A 15,817-nucleotide genomic window follows, 5' to 3' on the forward strand; every position below is an offset into this window, starting at 1 on the left:
GCCAGTCATACGCAAGCGCCCCCATGCGCTGCCACACGCGATTGTGCGCGGGAAGGAAAGTCATGAGTGAGTTCATCGAAACCGTCGCCAGCCCCGATCAGGTGCTTTCCTTCTGGTTTGACGAACTGACGCCGAAGGACTGGTTCCAGCCCGATGATGTCGCCGCCCTCGACAACGCCATTCTCTACCGGTTCTTTGCCACCCACAGGGCGCTCGCACGCGATGTCGACGCTCCCTGGCGGGCGACGCCGGAGACCCAGCTTGCCGCCGTGATCGTGCTCGACCAGTTTCCCCGCAACATCTATCGCGCCACGCCGATGGCCTTTGCCACCGACATGCTGGCGCTTCGGGAGGCAAAGCTCGCGATTGCCAGCGGTGCCCATGAGAAGGTTTCCGAAAACCGCCGGGCCTTCTTCTTCATGCCGTTCGAACATTCCGAAAACCTTGCCGATCAGGACCGTTCCGTGGCGCTGTTTGCCGCGCTTGGCAATGACGAGTTCTCTTCTTATGCGGAAAGCCACCGGGAGGTGATTGCCCGCTTCGGCCGTTTTCCCCATCGCAATCCGATCCTGAAGCGCCGGTCGACCCGCGCGGAACTGGCCTATCTCGCAGGCGATGAAAATACCGGCTGGGGTCAGAAATAGGCGTGCATTTGCCATCAAAACGGCGCGATTTGACGGTGGAAGGCGCATCTGCCGGGGTTTGCAAACAGGAAAGGGAACTGATGAAGCGGGTTGAGGCGAGGGGCGTTTTCCGGTTTTTCCTGGTGTTCGCGGCGCTCTTTTGCGTTCTGTCCGGCGCGCCCGCTTTTGCCCAGCAGGCGCAGCCCGCGAGCCAGTCCGCGTCAACCGGCACGGGGCAGCAGCCGAATGACGCGGTGGCGCCGGCAAGCGATCCTTTCATCGCCGAGACATCGACCGCGCTCGACGAATATGCCAAGGCGCTTTCCGCCGTCTCCGACGTCGTCGGCAGGGGGAGCAACGACGACGGCGCACTCTCCAGGCTTCAGGTCCAGGTCGACCAGCTGCAGACCGAGCTTTCCAAGACCGAAAGCGCCATACAGGCACGGCTGTCCGACGTCCGCTCCCAGCTTTCGGAACTCGGCAGCGCGCCGGGTCCGGGCGAAGCGCAGGAGCCGGACGTGACGACGCAGGAACGCAACACGCTTCTGGCCGAGCGGTCCGAACTCAATGCGCTTGCCGACCGGGCGAGCAAGCTTGCGTCCTCCGCCGGCGACACCTCCGATCAGATCTCCAGCATCCGTCGGGAGCAGTTTGCCCGGGCGCTGTTCAAGCACACCGATCTGCAGGACCTGTTCTCGACCGATTTCGCAGCCCTCTGGCGCCAGCAGATTGCCACCTTCAACGCCTCCTATGGCGGCTGGCTCAGCTATATATGGCAGTCGAAGCGCATACAGTTCCTCATCGCCAACCTGTTGTCGATCCTTGCGGCCGCCTTCGCCTACCGTCTCTCCACGCGCTTCGTCGAACGCACGAAACTGGACCTGCAGATGGAGGAGCCAGATTATGTGATCCGCCTGCTCGCCGCCTTCTGGACCACGGTGATCCCCTGTCTCGCGCTCCTTGCCTTTCTGACGGTCTCCTATGTGCTGTTCGTCGGGATGGGAATTTTCCTGCCCGATGTCGAGCGCTTCGTGCTGCAGGCCTATATTTCGGGCTCGATCATCTTCTTCGTGTTCCTTCTTTCGCGCAATGTGCTGACGCCCGGCCGGCCGCAATGGCGGTTGATGCCGATCGGCAATTCGGCCTCGCGCAATCTCATGTTCGCCTTCACTGCCATGGCCTTCATCAACTGGGTCGACATCCTGATCGGGGTGCTGAACGAAACGCTTGATGCCGGCGTCCAGGTTGATGTCCTGCGCAGTCTGATCTCCTCGGTGCTGATCGGGGCGATACTGGTGGCCGTCTCTTTCATCCGGCTCAGGGCCCCGGCCAAGGAAGAAAGCAAGCGCACGCGCACGATCGACCTGCTGTTTCCCTCCGCCATTGCCTTTTCCGCCCGTGTCGTCGGCCTGTTCGTGGTTCTTTGTGCGCTGATCGGCTACGTGGCGCTTGCCCGGTTTGCGGCCAAGCAGGTGGTGCTGACGGGCGCCGTGCTGATCACCATGTATATCGGCATCCTCGTCGGCCAGGCGGTCTCGCAGGCCGGCAGCATCGCCCGCACCAGTTTCGGCAAGCGCTTCGTCGAGCGCTTCCAGCTTTCCGCCGTGCGCGCCGATCAGCTTTCGCTTCTGGGCGGGCTGTTGATCTATGCGATGACGCTGATGATCGGCATTCCCCTGGTGCTTCTGTCCTGGGGCGTGCGCTATGAGGAGATGCGGCTCTGGGCGGCCAACAACCTCACTTCCGTCAGCATCGGCTCGATCACGATCTCGCTCGGCGGCATTCTGATCGGCGTTCTTCTGTTTGTCGGCGGTTTCCTGGTGACGCGCTGGTTCCAGGGCTGGTTCGACAACAACGTCCTCCTGCGCTCGCGCGCCGATGCCGGCGTCCGCAATTCGGTCAAGACGGGCATCAGCTATCTCGGCATCGCGCTTGCCGGACTGCTGGCGATCTCGGCGGCCGGCGTCAATCTCTCCAGCCTGGCGCTGGTGGCGTCCGCCCTTTCCATCGGCATCGGCTTCGGTCTGCAGACCATCGTGTCAAATTTCGTTTCGGGTCTCATCCTGCTGGTCGAGCGGCCCTTCAAGGTCGGCGACTGGATCGTTTCGGGGACGACGGAAGGTTTCGTCAAGCGCATCTCGGTGCGCGCCACCGAGATCGAGACCTTCCAGCGCCAGTCGATCATCGTGCCGAATTCCGAGTTGATCAACGCCTCGGTCGGCAACTGGATGCACCACAACCAGATGGGCCGTTCCGAGGTTGCCGTCGGCGTCTCCTATGACAGTGATCCGCGCAGGGTGATGGATATCCTGATGGAGATCGGCACCTCGCATCCGCTGGTGCTGCAGAACCCTGAGCCCATGGTGATCTTCATGGGGTTTGGCGAATCGACGCTCGATTTCGAGGTGCGCGTCTATCTCGCTGATGTGTTCAACGGCATTGCCGTGCGCAACGATATCCGCGTGGCGATCTTCGAGCGCTTCAAGGACGAGGGCATCACCATCCCCTATCCGCAACGCGACCTGCATATCATTCCGCAGAAGGAACGGCGCGACGAGCTGGCGGATTCGATCCGCAAGCACACGAAGAAGGCGGCCCCGGCGGAACCGGTCGAGCCGCAGGCAGAGGTCCGACCGATGTTCGACCACCCCGATGCCGGCAATGACGACAGCGGCGAGCGGTAAGCAAATCGAGCCGCGTCGCGCCCGCAGGACTGCATGTCGCAAACGGGCTGTTTCCGTTTCGGCGCCCGTTGCATAGTCATCTGAAGCGATGCCCGGCGGGCGGGCGGTCAATCACGGCGGCAAGAGGCGGAACGGATGACGACGAAGACAAGGGCTCTGGTGATCGGCGGCGGCGTCGTCGGCGTATCGACGCTTTATCATCTGGCGAAGAAGGGCTGGGACGATGCGGTCCTGATCGAGCGCAAGGAACTGACCTCCGGTTCGACCTGGCACGCGGCCGGCCTTCTGCCGCTGTTCAACATGAGCTATTCGGTTGGCCAGCTGCACAAATATTCGGTCAATCTCTATTCGGCGCTCGAGGAAGAGACTGGGCTCAATGTCGGCTTCTCGAAGGTCTCCAATATTCGCCTGGCGATGACCAAGGACCGGATGGACGAGTATCTCTATTATTCCGGCATTGCCGAGACCATCGGCGTTGATTTCAAATTCCTGACGCCCGAGGAAGTCAAGGAAGTCTGGCCGCTCTGCGAAACCGACGGCATTCTGGGCGCGATCCAGCATCCCGACGACGGCTATATCCAGCCCGCCGACCTGACCCAGGCGCTGGCCAAGGGCGCGCGCGACAACGGCGCGCGGATCATGCGCAACACGACGGTGACCGAGATCCGCCAGAACCCTGATGGCACCTGGCACGTGGAAACCGACAAGGAGAGTTTCACCGCGGACCACGTGATCTCCTGCACCGGCAATTTTGCCCGAAAGACCGGCGAAATGGTCGGCCTCAACGTGCCGGTCATCCCGGTCGAGCACCAGTATATCGTCACCGAGCCGCACCCGGCGATCCTGGAGCGGAAGAAACAGGGCTTGCCCGAAATGGGCGTGCTCCGCGAGTCCGACAGCGCCTGGTACATGCGCGAGGAAGCGGGCGGTCTGATCCTCGGGCCTTATGAGGTCGGCGCGCCGGTCTGTTATGTCGACGGGCCGTCTGCCGACAGCGAATACGAGCTGTTCCAGGAAGAACTCGATCGGCTGATGCCGCATATCGAGACGGCCTTTACCCGTGTTCCGGCCTTTGCCGAGGTCGGCATCAAGAAGGTCTATAACGGCGCGATCGCCTATACGCCCGACGGCAACCCGATCGTCGGGCCGGCGCCGGGACTGAAAAATTTCTGGCTCAATGAGGGCCATTCCTTCGGGATTACGGCTGCCGGCGGCGCCGGCTGGCAGCTTGCCGAGTGGATCGTCAACGGCGAGCCGACCGTGGACCTTGCCGGTGTCGATCCGCGCCGCTTCGGGCCCTACGCGACCGAGGGCTATCTCATCGCCAAGAATGAGGAAGCCTATGCCAACGTCTTCACCATGCATTATCCGGATGAGGAGCGCGGGGCGGCCCGGCCGCTGAAGGTCTCGCCGGTCTATGAGCGGCTGAAGGCGCTTGGCGGCGTGTTCGGCTCCGTCTATGGCTGGGAACGCGCCAACTGGTATGCGCCGGAAGGCTATGCGCTGGATGAGAGCGAACTCGGCGTCGGCGCTGATGTGCTGACCAATCACAATTACGCCCCGGCGCTGGACGATGGCCGGATCGTGGAAAAATGGTCGTTCCGCCGCTCCAACTACTTCGAGCATGTCGGCAACGAGGTGAAGCATGTGCACGAGAAGGTCGGCATTCTCGACATGACGCCCTTTGCCAAGATGGAGGTTTCCGGCCCCGGCGCGCGCGACTTCCTTGACTCGATCTTCGCCAATGCCGTGCCGAAGAAGCAGGGCCGCATCGCGCTTTGCCATCTTCTCGGCAGCCAGGGCGGCGTGCGCGCGGAATTCACGCTCTATGAATGGGCGCCCGGCCGCTTCTATCTGGTTTCCGGCGCGGGGCTTGAAAGCCACGACCACGATCTTCTGGCAAAGCTCGCACCGACAGACGGTTCCGTGACGCTGAGGCCGCTGACCATGGAAATGGGCGTGCTGGTGATTGCCGGACCGAAGTCGCGCGACCTGTTGAAGAAGCTGACGCGGACATCGCTGGAAAATGCTGATTTCCCCTGGCTCACCGGCCAGCCGATCTCGATCGGCGCGGCGAGCTGTCATGCGCTGCGCGTCAATTTCGTCGGCGAACTCGGCTGGGAACTGCATCACCCGATCGCCATGCAGACCTATATCTTTGACAAGCTGATGGAAGCGGGCGCCGAATTCGGGATAAAACCCTTCGGCATCCGTGCAATGGGGTCGATGGCGCTGGAAAAATCCTACCGCGCCATGCAGCGGGAGATGACCATCGAATATACCGCCTACGAATCGGGCCTCGATCGCTTCATCAAGCCGAAGAAGGATTTCATCGGCAAGGAGGCCCTGCTGTCGAAGAAGGAGGAGGGGCTTTCCGCCGTCTTCGCCACGCTGATCGTCGATGGCGTCACCGATTGCGATGCCCGTGGTTCCGAGGCGATCTACGACCTCGACGGCAATCTGGCCGGCCGCGCCACCCAGGGCGGCTTCGGCTGGCGCATCGGCAGGTCGATCGCACTCGCCATGCTGAAGCCGGACTATGCCGCGCCGGGCACGAAGCTGAAAATCCGCATTCTCGGCGATCTGTTTGATGCGACGGTGGTGGAGGAAAGCCCGTTCGATCCGGAGAATGAGGCGCTGAGAGCCTGACGCGGGCGGAATGTCCCCAATATCTGCCGCCATCCCGGCTCAAAGTCGGGATGAGAAAGTGCAGGGGTAAGCAATCGGGACCATAGTTGTTCTGATTTTGTTGGCTTTGTGCCTCACAGGCGTTTGGCCGGAAGCGGGTTGATGGGCCAAGTCCTTCCGCCTGATGGGAAAGGGGCACTTTGGCGCGAACAGCTCGTGGTGAACACTCGATGTCCTGCAGGCCATCCGCTATCGTTTTCCGTGACTTCGCAATATCATAGCTAATGACAGCTAAGCTGGGATAACTACAAAAAGCATAGTTTTGAAGCAGCCAAAGCGATCCAGGGTTCATCAGTCGCTCCGGAACAGCCACGGACGGCGAGGTTCGGCCCGCGGGGCAGTATTGCCGCTATCAGGGGCATGACGCGAAGGGTCACAGACTATTGGCTCTATCACGGAAGCTTGAAACCTGTTTTGAGCCGGAATTATTGCGCGAAAAAAAGCGAAGTATGACATATATTGAACATGAATTTGCGTTTACTTCCGGGCACAACTCAAGCGGCCAGTTCTCAAGCTTGAGTTTGCTCAAAAGAATATACCGGCGGCAAATGGAATTTCAAAATGCGCTACCAGCAGATAGACGATGTTCTCGATTTCATCTCTGATGAGTTTGAGGGAGGAGCCGGAGGTAACTATAAAAACATTTTATCGAATGAATTATATGGCATATCTGAACATGAAAAAGAATTAATAGACAATTTTCTGAATTTTGGAGCGACAAGTCATTTCTTTCAAAGAGATAGGACAATCGAGAAAAATAATAATAAAATTCAAATCATCAAATCGATTCTTCTGGCGTACTATCTTTTCTCACAGCGAGGCATTTCACAGCTTGAGGTCATCAAATCTCGGATCTCGGGTTGTTCCGTATCCGAACTGATAAGGATTTTTCGCAGCAGGTTACCTCCGGTCGTGGGTTTCAACGATAGGCGCGCCTGGAATCCGTCAAGTATGACTGATCCTAGAAGCTTGGTGGCATTCCAACGGTTCCGCCCCGAACTTTCGGAATTGACGCTCCCTTCGCCGAGTTTTAGGTTTATCGTTCATGGTTGCAACTGGAGTTATATAGAGCAGTTTAAGAATACTTTAAAATATGATAAAGATGATATACTTTCTACGAGCCTAATAAGCAATACTCGTTTCTATACATATCGTACATTTGGGGTTATTTTTAAAGTTCCCGAAAATAATATTCTTGTGACATCGATAACTGATGCCGGGGTTCATAACCGTGCCCAAAGCGTTCTGAAGCGGGTGGATACCGGGTCCCGTACGGCGACAGAGGAAATTTTGACTTTGTCTGATCGGTGGGGAGGGATTGTCTCACCGGAGGCGATCTTGCACGGTACATTCAGGGGTGCCTACAACGAGATTGTTATTACCGGGCGCGAAAATGTGCCGCTTTCGCATGGATGCACGGGTAAACTGGAAGTCGTCGGGTTGTTTCTGGTGTTGGACAGTGCAGGCCAGCCAATACGCCTCTTTCATGATCCTCCGGGTGATTACCCTAGATTGCGGGAAATTGTGGAGGAGAAGGCAAGGCGCGAGGGGCTTCCATTGATATACCTGCCGCGTCAAAGGCGTGGGTGACGGTATGGCAGGGTCCGGTCTTCCCCGCAGTTCGAATCCGTCGGTGTTATCAAGCGGGCGCGGCCCTCGAATTATTGAAAAACACTCTTGCCAAGCGCGCCTCATCCCCGTAAATGGGGCGCCAGATCGGATGGGGCCGCGCGGAAACGCTGGCGGCCTGATTTGATGAAGGGGTATAGCTCAGTTGGTAGAGCGGCGGTCTCCAAAACCGCAGGTCGGGGGTTCGAGCCCCTCTGCCCCTGCCAGTTCGACGGTTCTGCCAGCGCGGTGCGCGGCGGCTCGCGTGAACGTGATACAAGAAAATTTCGTTTTTCTCTTGTCTGAGCGAAAAACGATGATATGTAATGCAAAACAGACTCGCGGTGCGTGGAGCTGGTTACTTCCGCTTTACGTGCCGTAAAGGTGTGGGCAGTTTATGGCATCGAAAACCAATCCATTCACGTTTCTGCAGCAAGTACGCGCTGAGACGGCCAAAGTCGTTTGGCCTTCCCGGCGCGAAACTGTGATCTCGACTCTCATGGTCATGGTGATGGTTGTCGTGGCAGCGTTCTTCTTCTTCGCGGCTGATCAGCTGATGAGCCTGGCGATGAATTTCATCCTCAATCTCGGCGCCTGATCGGGAAAAGGGGAGAAGCACTATGGCGATGCGCTGGTATATTGTTCATGCCTATTCCAACTTCGAAAAGAAGGTGGCCGAGGCAATCGAGGAGAAGGCCAAGCAGAAGGGCCTCGATCATTTCTTCGATCGTATCCTCGTCCCGACCGAAAAGGTCGTCGAAGTCCGTCGCGGCCGCAAGGTCGATTCGGAACGCAAGTTTTTCCCGGGCTATGTTCTGGTGCGGGCAGACCTCAATGACGAGGTCTTCCACCTGATCAAGAACACGCCGCGGGTAACCGGTTTTCTCGGTAGCGACCAGAAGCCTGTACCGATTCCGGATTCCGAGGCCGAGCACATTCTCGGCCAGGTTCAGGAAGGCGTCGAGCGCCCGAAGGCGACCGTGTCTTTCGAAATCGGCGAGAATGTCCGCGTTTCCGACGGCCCGTTCGCCTCGTTCAACGGCGTCGTGCAGGATGTCGACGAGGAGCGCGCCCGCCTGAAGGTCGAGGTCTCGATCTTCGGCCGCGCAACGCCGGTCGAACTGGAATACGCCCAGGTCGAAAAAGTTTGATTTTTGCCCCTCGGGGCAATTTCGCGTGGAAGGGCAGGGCGCTTAGCCGGTGTCCATCAAACCCGCACCACGCAACCGCAGCCGCCGGCAGGTGCCGGCATGATGGGCCGGCAAGCCGGTCCGAGATGAGAAAGGCAGAGTAATGGCTAAGAAAGTTGCAGGCCAGCTCAAGTTGCAGGTCCCGGCAGGTTCGGCAAATCCGTCCCCGCCGATCGGTCCCGCTCTTGGTCAGCGCGGCATCAATATCATGGAATTCTGCAAGGCGTTCAATGCCGCCTCGCAGGAAATGGAAAAGGGCATGCCCATCCCGGTAATCATTACCTATTACCAGGACAAGTCCTTTACCTTCGTCATGAAGCAGCCCCCGGTCGCTTACTTCCTGAAGAAGGAAGCGAAGATCAAGTCGGGTTCCAAGACCCCGGGCAAGGCGAGCGCAGGTTCGATCTCCTCCGAGCAGGTCCGCAAGATCGCGGAAGCCAAGATGAGCGACCTGAACGCCGCCGATATCGAAGGCGCAATGCGCATGGTCGAGGGCTCCGCCCGCGCCATGGGCCTGGAAGTGACGGGTTGATTGCCATGACGAAGATTGCAAAGCGTATTCAGAAGACCCGCGAGGGCATCGACGTCAACAAGCTTTACCCGCTTTCCGAGGCCGTTCAGATGGTCAAGGAACGGGCTGTTGCCAAGTTCGACGAATCCATCGAAATCGCGATGAACCTGGGCGTTGACCCGCGTCACGCCGACCAGATGGTCCGCGGCGTCGTCAACCTGCCGAACGGCACGGGCAAGAGCGTCCGCGTTGCCGTGTTCGCCCGCGGCCCGAAGGCTGATGAAGCCAAGGAAGCCGGTGCGGATGTCGTCGGCGCGGAAGACCTCGTCGAGCAGGTTCAGGCCGGCAATATCGACTTCGACCGTTGCATCGCGACCCCGGACATGATGCCGCTCGTCGGCCGTCTCGGTAAGGTTCTCGGGCCCCGCGGCATGATGCCGAACCCGAAGGTCGGCACCGTCACCATGGACGTGAAGGCCGCCATCGAAGCCTCCAAGGGCGGCGCTGTCGAGTTCCGCGTCGAAAAGGCCGGTATCGTGCATGCCGGCGTTGGCAAGGCCTCGTTTGACGTAAGCGCGCTGGAAGAAAACATCCGCGCCTTCGCCGATGCCGTCGTCAAGGCAAAGCCGGCCGGCGCCAAGGGCAACTACGTCAAGCGCGTCGCGCTGTCGTCGACGATGGGCCCGGGCGTCAAGATCGACTTCTCGTCGGTCAACGCTTAAGTTTTGAATTTCCGGAAGCGATTGTCTTCCGGTGAAAAGTTTCCGGGCTCCAGGGCCCGGAAAATGACCGGGACGAAAATCCCGGTTTCCTGTCCGAGATTGCAGGTGGGCAACCTTAATTCAATGCCTGCATGAGACGGGTGAGACCAATTTTCCCGCGATGGAAGGCGGCAAGCCTCCTGCGGTTAAGTTCGGTTCGAACCTGGTGTGCCTAGGCGCTTGAGAAATCGCGCGCCGAAGGGGGCAGGATCCTCGAGCGTCGCTTGGGATCTTGGGTCAAAGCAAGTCCCTAGCGGCAAAGGCAACCGACAGGTCCGTCAATGGGCCTGTCAACTGGAGATAGGCAGTGGAAAGAGCGGAAAAACGCGAATTCGTCACGGAACTGAACGAAGTCTTTAAGGCTTCCGGCTCGGTTGTCGTGGCCCACTATGCCGGTGTCACCGTTGCGCAGATGAACGACTTCCGTTCGAAGATGCGTGAAGCGGGCGGCACTGTCAAAGTCGCGAAGAACCGCCTGGCCAAGATTGCCCTTCAGGGTACGGAGTCCGAGGGAATGGCTGACCTGTTCACAGGTCAGACGCTCATCGCTTATTGCGATGACCCGGTGACGGCTCCGAAGGTCTGCATGGATTTCGCCAAGGGCAACGACAAGCTCGTTGTCATCGGCGGCGCCATGGGGGCAACCGTGCTCGATGCTGATGGCGTCAAGTCGCTTGCGACGATGCCTTCGCTGGACGAGCTGCGTGCGAAGCTGGTTGGTATGATCCAGACCCCGGCGACCCGCATCGCGACGATTGCTTCTGCACCCGCAAGCCAGCTTGCGCGCGTGCTCAACGCCTACGCCACGAAGGACGAAGCCGCTTGAGGCGGTTTTTCGCTGTTTATGAAATTTCGACCCAGTTCGAACCAAACACACTGAAGGAAGACTAACATGGCTGATCTCGCCAAAATCGTAGACGAACTTTCTGAACTGACGGTTCTCGAAGCCGCTGAACTGTCCAAGATGCTCGAAGAGAAGTGGGGCGTTTCCGCCGCTGCTCCGGTCGCCGTTGCTGCTGCCGGTGGTGCTGGCGAAGCTGCTGCCGCTGCTGAAGAGAAGACCGAATTCGACGTTGTCCTGGCTGAAGCCGGCTCCAACAAGATCGGCGTCATCAAGGAAGTTCGCGCCATCACCGGTCTCGGCCTCAAGGAAGCCAAGGAACTCGTCGAGAGCGCTCCGAAGGCTATCAAGGAAGCCGTTTCCAAGGGCGAAGCCGAAGAGCTCAAGGGCAAGCTGGAAGCAGCTGGCGCCAAGGTCGAGCTCAAGTAAGCTTTACTTTACTGTTCCGCGGGCGGGCGCAAGCCTGCCCGTGGGGCGACAATTGAACTGAAACCATTACCCAAAGTCCCATTTCGGGCCTTTGGGTAATGGGTTCTCTTCAGGACCCTTTCGACGGGCAGCGCTGCCGGCAACGGCCTGACGCTCGGATAGTCGAGAAATTATGGAGATCGAGCCTTTCCGGCGGAATTGGAAAAGGCTCTCAAATAACGACGGAGCCGACTGGCCATCGGTACCCGTCTGTTGCAGGCCCGGATGCAGATTGACAAGGAGCGACGATGGCTCAGACCCTTTCCTATAATGGTCGCAGGCGCGTGCGCAAGTTTTTCGGTAAGATCCCGGAAGTGGCGGAGATGCCGAACCTCATCGAGGTTCAGAAGGCTTCCTACGACCAGTTCCTCATGGTTGACGAGCCCAAGGGCGGCCGTCCCGACGAAGGACTGCAAGCAGTTTTCAAATCCGTCTTCCCGATGACAGATTTTTCGGGCGCTTCCATGCTGGAATTCGTGTCCTACGAATTCGAACAGCCGAAGTTTGACGTCGAGGAATGCCGTCAGCGCGACCTGACCTATGCAGCGCCGCTGAAGGTCAAGCTGCGCCTGATCGTGTTCGATATCGACGAGGATACGGGCGCGAAGTCGATCAAGGACATCAAGGAGCAGTCGGTCTACATGGGCGACATGCCGCTGATGACCAACAACGCGACCTTCATCGTCAACGGCACAGAGCGCGTCATCGTCTCGCAGATGCACCGTTCTCCGGGCGTGTTCTTCGACCACGACAAGGGCAAGAGCCATTCGTCGGGCAAGCTGCTTTTCGCTGCCCGCGTGATCCCCTATCGCGGTTCCTGGCTCGACATCGAGTTCGACGCCAAGGACATCGTTCATGCCCGTATCGACCGTCGCCGCAAGATCCCGGCAACGTCGCTCCTGATGGCGCTCGGCATGGATACCGAGGAAATCCTCGACACCTTCTACGAAAAGGCGACCTATGAGCGTGATGGCGACGGCTGGAAGGTTCCCTTCTCGCCCGAGCGCCTGCGCGGCCAGAAGGCTGTGACCGATCTGATTGACGCCGACAGTGGCAAAGTCGTGATCGAGGCCGGCAAGAAGCTGGCGCCACGCATGCTGAAGAAGCTTGCCGAGGGCGGCCTGAAGGCGCTCAAGGTCAGTGACGAAGAGCTCTACGGCACGTTCCTTGCCGAGGACATCGTCAACATGGAAACCGGCGAGATCTATCTCGAAGCCGGTGAAGAGCTTGACGAGAAGAATCTCGCCGGCATCATCGAGCAGGGCATTGACGAACTGGCGATCCTCAACATCGACCACGTCAATGTCGGCGCCTATATCCGCAACACGCTTGTGGCCGACAAGAACGAGAACCGTCAGGACGCGCTTTTCGATATCTATCGCGTCATGCGTCCGGGCGAGCCGCCGACCATGGAATCGGCGGAAGCGATGTTCAATTCGCTGTTCTTCGATGCCGAACGCTACGATCTGTCGGCCGTTGGCCGCGTCAAGATGAACATGCGTCTCGACCTCGACGCTCCGGACACGATGCGCGTCCTGCGCAAGGAAGACATCCTGGCCGTCGTCAAGACGCTGGTTGATCTTCGCGACGGCAAGGGCGAGATCGATGATATCGACAACCTCGGCAACCGCCGCGTCCGCTCCGTTGGCGAGCTGATGGAGAACCAGTATCGTCTGGGCCTCCTGCGCATGGAGCGCGCGATCAAGGAACGCATGTCCTCGATCGAGATCGACACGGTGATGCCGCAGGATCTGATCAACGCCAAGCCGGCGGCTGCCGCCGTGCGCGAGTTCTTCGGCTCCTCGCAGCTTTCGCAGTTCATGGACCAGATCAACCCGCTGTCGGAAATCACCCACAAGCGTCGTCTCTCGGCTCTTGGTCCGGGCGGTCTGACGCGCGAACGCGCGGGCTTCGAAGTTCGCGACGTGCATCCGACCCATTACGGCCGTATCTGCCCGATCGAAACGCCGGAAGGCCCGAACATCGGTCTGATCAACTCGCTGGCGACCTTTGCGCGCGTCAACAAGTACGGCTTCATCGAAAGCCCGTATCGCAAGATTTCCGAGGACGGCAAGCTCACCGACGAGGTGATCTACCTGTCGGCCATGGAAGAGGCCAAGTACTATATCGCCCAGGCCAATTCTGTGATGAATGATGACGGTACCTTCGTTGAAGAGTTCGTCGTCTGCCGTCATGCGGGCGAAGTGATGCTGGCGCCGCGCGAAAACATCAACCTGATGGACGTTTCGCCGAAGCAGCTCGTTTCCGTTGCAGCGGCGCTCATTCCGTTCCTGGAAAACGACGACGCCAACCGCGCTCTCATGGGCTCGAACATGCAGCGTCAGGCCGTGCCGCTTCTGCGCGCCGAAGCGCCGTTCGTTGGAACCGGCATGGAGCCGATCGTTGCCCGTGACTCAGGTGCTGCCATCGGCGCCAAGCGCGGCGGCGTGGTCGACCAGGTGGACGCGACGCGTATCGTTATCCGCGCGACGGAAGATCTTGATGCCTCGAAGTCCGGCGTTGATATCTACCGGCTGATGAAGTTCCAGCGTTCCAACCAGAACACCTGCGTCAACCAGCGTCCGCTGGTGCGCGTCGGCGACGTGGTCAACCGTGGCGACATCATCGCCGACGGTCCGTCCACGGACCTCGGTGACCTGGCGCTCGGCCGCAACGCGCTCGTCGCGTTCATGCCGTGGAACGGCTACAACTACGAGGACTCGATCCTGCTTTCCGAGCGGATCGTTTCGGATGACGTCTTCACCTCGATCCATCTGGAAGAATTCGAGGTCATGGCCCGTGACACCAAGCTCGGTCCGGAAGAAATCACCCGCGACATTCCGAACGTCTCGGAAGAAGCGCTGAAGAACCTCGATGAGGCGGGTATCGTCTATATCGGCGCGGAAGTGCATCCGGGCGACATTCTCGTCGGCAAGATCACGCCGAAGGGCGAAAGCCCGATGACGCCGGAAGAAAAGCTTCTGCGCGCCATCTTCGGCGAGAAGGCCTCCGACGTTCGCGACACCTCGATGCGCATGCCGCCCGGCACCTTCGGTACCGTGGTTGAAGTTCGCGTCTTCAACCGTCACGGCGTCGAGAAGGACGAACGCGCCATGGCGATCGAGCGCGAGGAAATCGAGCGTCTCGCCAAGGACCGTGACGATGAGCAGGCCATTCTGGACCGCAACGTCTATGCGCGTCTTGCCGACATGCTGCGCGGCCACACCTCGATTGCAGGCCCGAAGGGCTTCAAGAAGGGCGTCGAGCTCTCCGACGAGGTGATCAACGCCTATCCGCGTTCGCAGTGGTGGATGTTCGCCGTCGAGAACGAGGAAGCCCAGGGCGAACTCGAAGCGCTTCGCGGCCAGTATGACGAATCCAAGGCCCGCCTTGAACAGCGGTTCATGGACAAGGTCGAGAAGGTCCAGCGCGGCGATGAAATGCCTCCGGGCGTGATGAAGATGGTCAAGGTCTTCGTGGCTGTGAAGCGCAAGATCCAGCCCGGCGACAAGATGGCCGGCCGTCACGGCAACAAGGGTGTGGTCTCCCGCATTCTTCCTGCCGAAGACATGCCGTTCCTGGAAGACGGAACCCATGTCGATGTCGTGCTGAACCCGCTTGGCGTGCCGAGCCGCATGAATGTCGGTCAGATCCTTGAAACGCATCTCGCGTGGGGTTGTGCCGGCATGGGCAAGCGCATTGGCCAGATGCTCGAAGAGTATCAGGAGACCAATGACATCAAGCCGCTGAAGGAAACGCTGACCAAGGTCTATGCCTCGGAAGCCAAGGATGAAGTCTCGAATTTCGACGACGATAGCCTGGTCCGTCTGGCCGATGAAGCCAAGCGTGGCGTCTCCATCGCTACGCCGGTCTTCGACGGTGCGCATGAGGGCGACGTCTCCGAGATGCTGTCCTGGGCGGGTTACAATCCGTCGGGTCAGTCGACGCTTTACGACGGCCGTACGGGCGAGCCCTTCGACCGCCAGGTCACCGTGGGCTACATGTACATGATCAAGCTCAACCACCTGGTTGACGACAAGATCCATGCCCGTTCGATCGGTCCGTACTCGCTCGTTACCCAGCAGCCGCTGGGCGGCAAGGCGCAGTTCGGCGGTCAGCGCTTCGGCGAAATGGAGGTCTGGGCTCTGGAAGCCTATGGCGCCGCCTATACGCTGCAGGAAATGCTGACCGTGAAATCGGATGACGTTGCCGGCCGTACCAAGGTCTATGAGGCGATTGTCCGCGGTGATGATACGTTCGAGGCCGGTATTCCGGAATCGTTCAACGTTCTCGTCAAGGAAATGCGTTCGCTGGGCCTTTCCGTCGAGCTTGAAAACCGGGCGGACGAGCCCGGCGAGGAAGCCGACGAAATGCCGGACGCTGCGGAATAAGATCAGAACACGGTGCGCCCGCCGCCAAAAGCCGGGCGCACCTTTGACACCG

The 15,817-nt window shown here is 59.4% G+C and carries 11 protein-coding genes and 1 tRNA gene; all 12 read left to right on the forward strand.

Annotated features, from left to right (window positions below; genetic code table 11):
* Nucleotides 1-62 precede the first annotated feature (62 nt).
* The 12 genes from GGR30_RS17095 to rpoB all read left to right on the forward strand — a co-directional run bounded on the left by GGR30_RS17095 (nucleotide 63) and on the right by rpoB (nucleotide 15,765).
* A complete protein-coding gene (locus GGR30_RS17095) occupies nucleotides 63-644 on the forward strand; it encodes a DUF924 family protein (protein ID WP_183488597.1) in 582 nt (193 codons plus the stop codon).
* 80 nt (nucleotides 645-724) lie between these two features.
* On the forward strand, nucleotides 725-3,307 hold the full coding sequence (locus GGR30_RS17100; protein ID WP_183488599.1) for a mechanosensitive ion channel domain-containing protein: 2,583 nt from the start codon (nucleotides 725-727) through the stop codon (nucleotides 3,305-3,307).
* Between the two features lie 135 nt (nucleotides 3,308-3,442).
* Nucleotides 3,443-5,956 carry a GcvT family protein gene (locus GGR30_RS17105; protein ID WP_183488601.1) on the forward strand — a complete coding sequence of 838 codons (2,514 nt, stop codon included), beginning with the start codon at nucleotides 3,443-3,445 and terminating at the stop codon, nucleotides 5,954-5,956.
* 600 nt (nucleotides 5,957-6,556) lie between these two features.
* Entirely contained in the window at nucleotides 6,557-7,585 is a 1,029-nt protein-coding gene (locus GGR30_RS17110; RefSeq protein ID WP_183488603.1) for a hypothetical protein, read from the forward strand.
* Between the two features lie 169 nt (nucleotides 7,586-7,754).
* A tRNA-Trp gene (locus GGR30_RS17115) sits at nucleotides 7,755-7,830 on the forward strand.
* A 170-nt stretch (nucleotides 7,831-8,000) separates the two neighbouring features.
* On the forward strand, nucleotides 8,001-8,201 hold the full coding sequence (secE, locus tag GGR30_RS17120) for a preprotein translocase subunit SecE (protein ID WP_183488605.1): 201 nt from the start codon (nucleotides 8,001-8,003) through the stop codon (nucleotides 8,199-8,201).
* A gap of 22 nt (nucleotides 8,202-8,223) precedes the next feature.
* Nucleotides 8,224-8,754 (forward strand): transcription termination/antitermination protein NusG, encoded by a 531-nt coding sequence (gene nusG / locus GGR30_RS17125; protein WP_024707355.1) that lies wholly within the window; start codon nucleotides 8,224-8,226, stop codon nucleotides 8,752-8,754.
* Between the two features lie 142 nt (nucleotides 8,755-8,896).
* Nucleotides 8,897-9,325: a 50S ribosomal protein L11 gene (gene rplK / locus GGR30_RS17130; protein ID WP_138748006.1), complete on the forward strand. Its 429-nt coding sequence runs from the start codon at nucleotides 8,897-8,899 to the stop codon at nucleotides 9,323-9,325.
* A 5-nt stretch (nucleotides 9,326-9,330) separates the two neighbouring features.
* The gene (gene rplA, locus GGR30_RS17135) at nucleotides 9,331-10,026 is read left to right on the forward strand and encodes a 50S ribosomal protein L1 (protein ID WP_183488607.1); all 696 of its coding nucleotides are present in this window, start codon (nucleotides 9,331-9,333) and stop codon (nucleotides 10,024-10,026) included.
* A 346-nt stretch (nucleotides 10,027-10,372) separates the two neighbouring features.
* Nucleotides 10,373-10,891: a 50S ribosomal protein L10 gene (gene rplJ / locus GGR30_RS17140; protein WP_183488609.1), complete on the forward strand. Its 519-nt coding sequence runs from the start codon at nucleotides 10,373-10,375 to the stop codon at nucleotides 10,889-10,891.
* Nucleotides 10,892-10,957: 66 nt separating this feature from the next.
* The gene (gene rplL / locus GGR30_RS17145; protein ID WP_183488611.1) at nucleotides 10,958-11,335 is read left to right on the forward strand and encodes a 50S ribosomal protein L7/L12; all 378 of its coding nucleotides are present in this window, start codon (nucleotides 10,958-10,960) and stop codon (nucleotides 11,333-11,335) included.
* 287 nt (nucleotides 11,336-11,622) lie between these two features.
* Nucleotides 11,623-15,765: a DNA-directed RNA polymerase subunit beta gene (gene rpoB, locus GGR30_RS17150; protein WP_183488613.1), complete on the forward strand. Its 4,143-nt coding sequence runs from the start codon at nucleotides 11,623-11,625 to the stop codon at nucleotides 15,763-15,765.
* The last annotated feature ends 52 nt before the right edge of the window (nucleotides 15,766-15,817 follow it).

Origin of the sequence: Martelella radicis, assembly GCF_014196625.1 — a bacterium.
Taxonomy (GTDB): domain Bacteria; phylum Pseudomonadota; class Alphaproteobacteria; order Rhizobiales; family Rhizobiaceae; genus Martelella; species Martelella radicis.

Bases quoted from the DNA above. Each gene is read 5' to 3' on its own strand.
- GGR30_RS17095 (WP_183488597.1), top strand. From the start codon at position 63: ATGAGTGAGTTCATCGAAACCGTCGCCAGCCCCGATCAGGTGCTTTCC.
- GGR30_RS17100 (WP_183488599.1), top strand. From the start codon at position 725: ATGAAGCGGGTTGAGGCGAGGGGCGTTTTCCGGTTTTTCCTGGTGTTC.
- GGR30_RS17105 (WP_183488601.1), top strand. From the start codon at position 3,443: ATGACGACGAAGACAAGGGCTCTGGTGATCGGCGGCGGCGTCGTCGGC.
- GGR30_RS17110 (WP_183488603.1), top strand. From the start codon at position 6,557: ATGCGCTACCAGCAGATAGACGATGTTCTCGATTTCATCTCTGATGAG.
- secE (WP_183488605.1), top strand. From the start codon at position 8,001: ATGGCATCGAAAACCAATCCATTCACGTTTCTGCAGCAAGTACGCGCT.
- nusG (WP_024707355.1), top strand. From the start codon at position 8,224: ATGGCGATGCGCTGGTATATTGTTCATGCCTATTCCAACTTCGAAAAG.
- rplK (WP_138748006.1), top strand. From the start codon at position 8,897: ATGGCTAAGAAAGTTGCAGGCCAGCTCAAGTTGCAGGTCCCGGCAGGT.
- rplA (WP_183488607.1), top strand. From the start codon at position 9,331: ATGACGAAGATTGCAAAGCGTATTCAGAAGACCCGCGAGGGCATCGAC.
- rplL (WP_183488611.1), top strand. From the start codon at position 10,958: ATGGCTGATCTCGCCAAAATCGTAGACGAACTTTCTGAACTGACGGTT.
- rpoB (WP_183488613.1), top strand. From the start codon at position 11,623: ATGGCTCAGACCCTTTCCTATAATGGTCGCAGGCGCGTGCGCAAGTTT.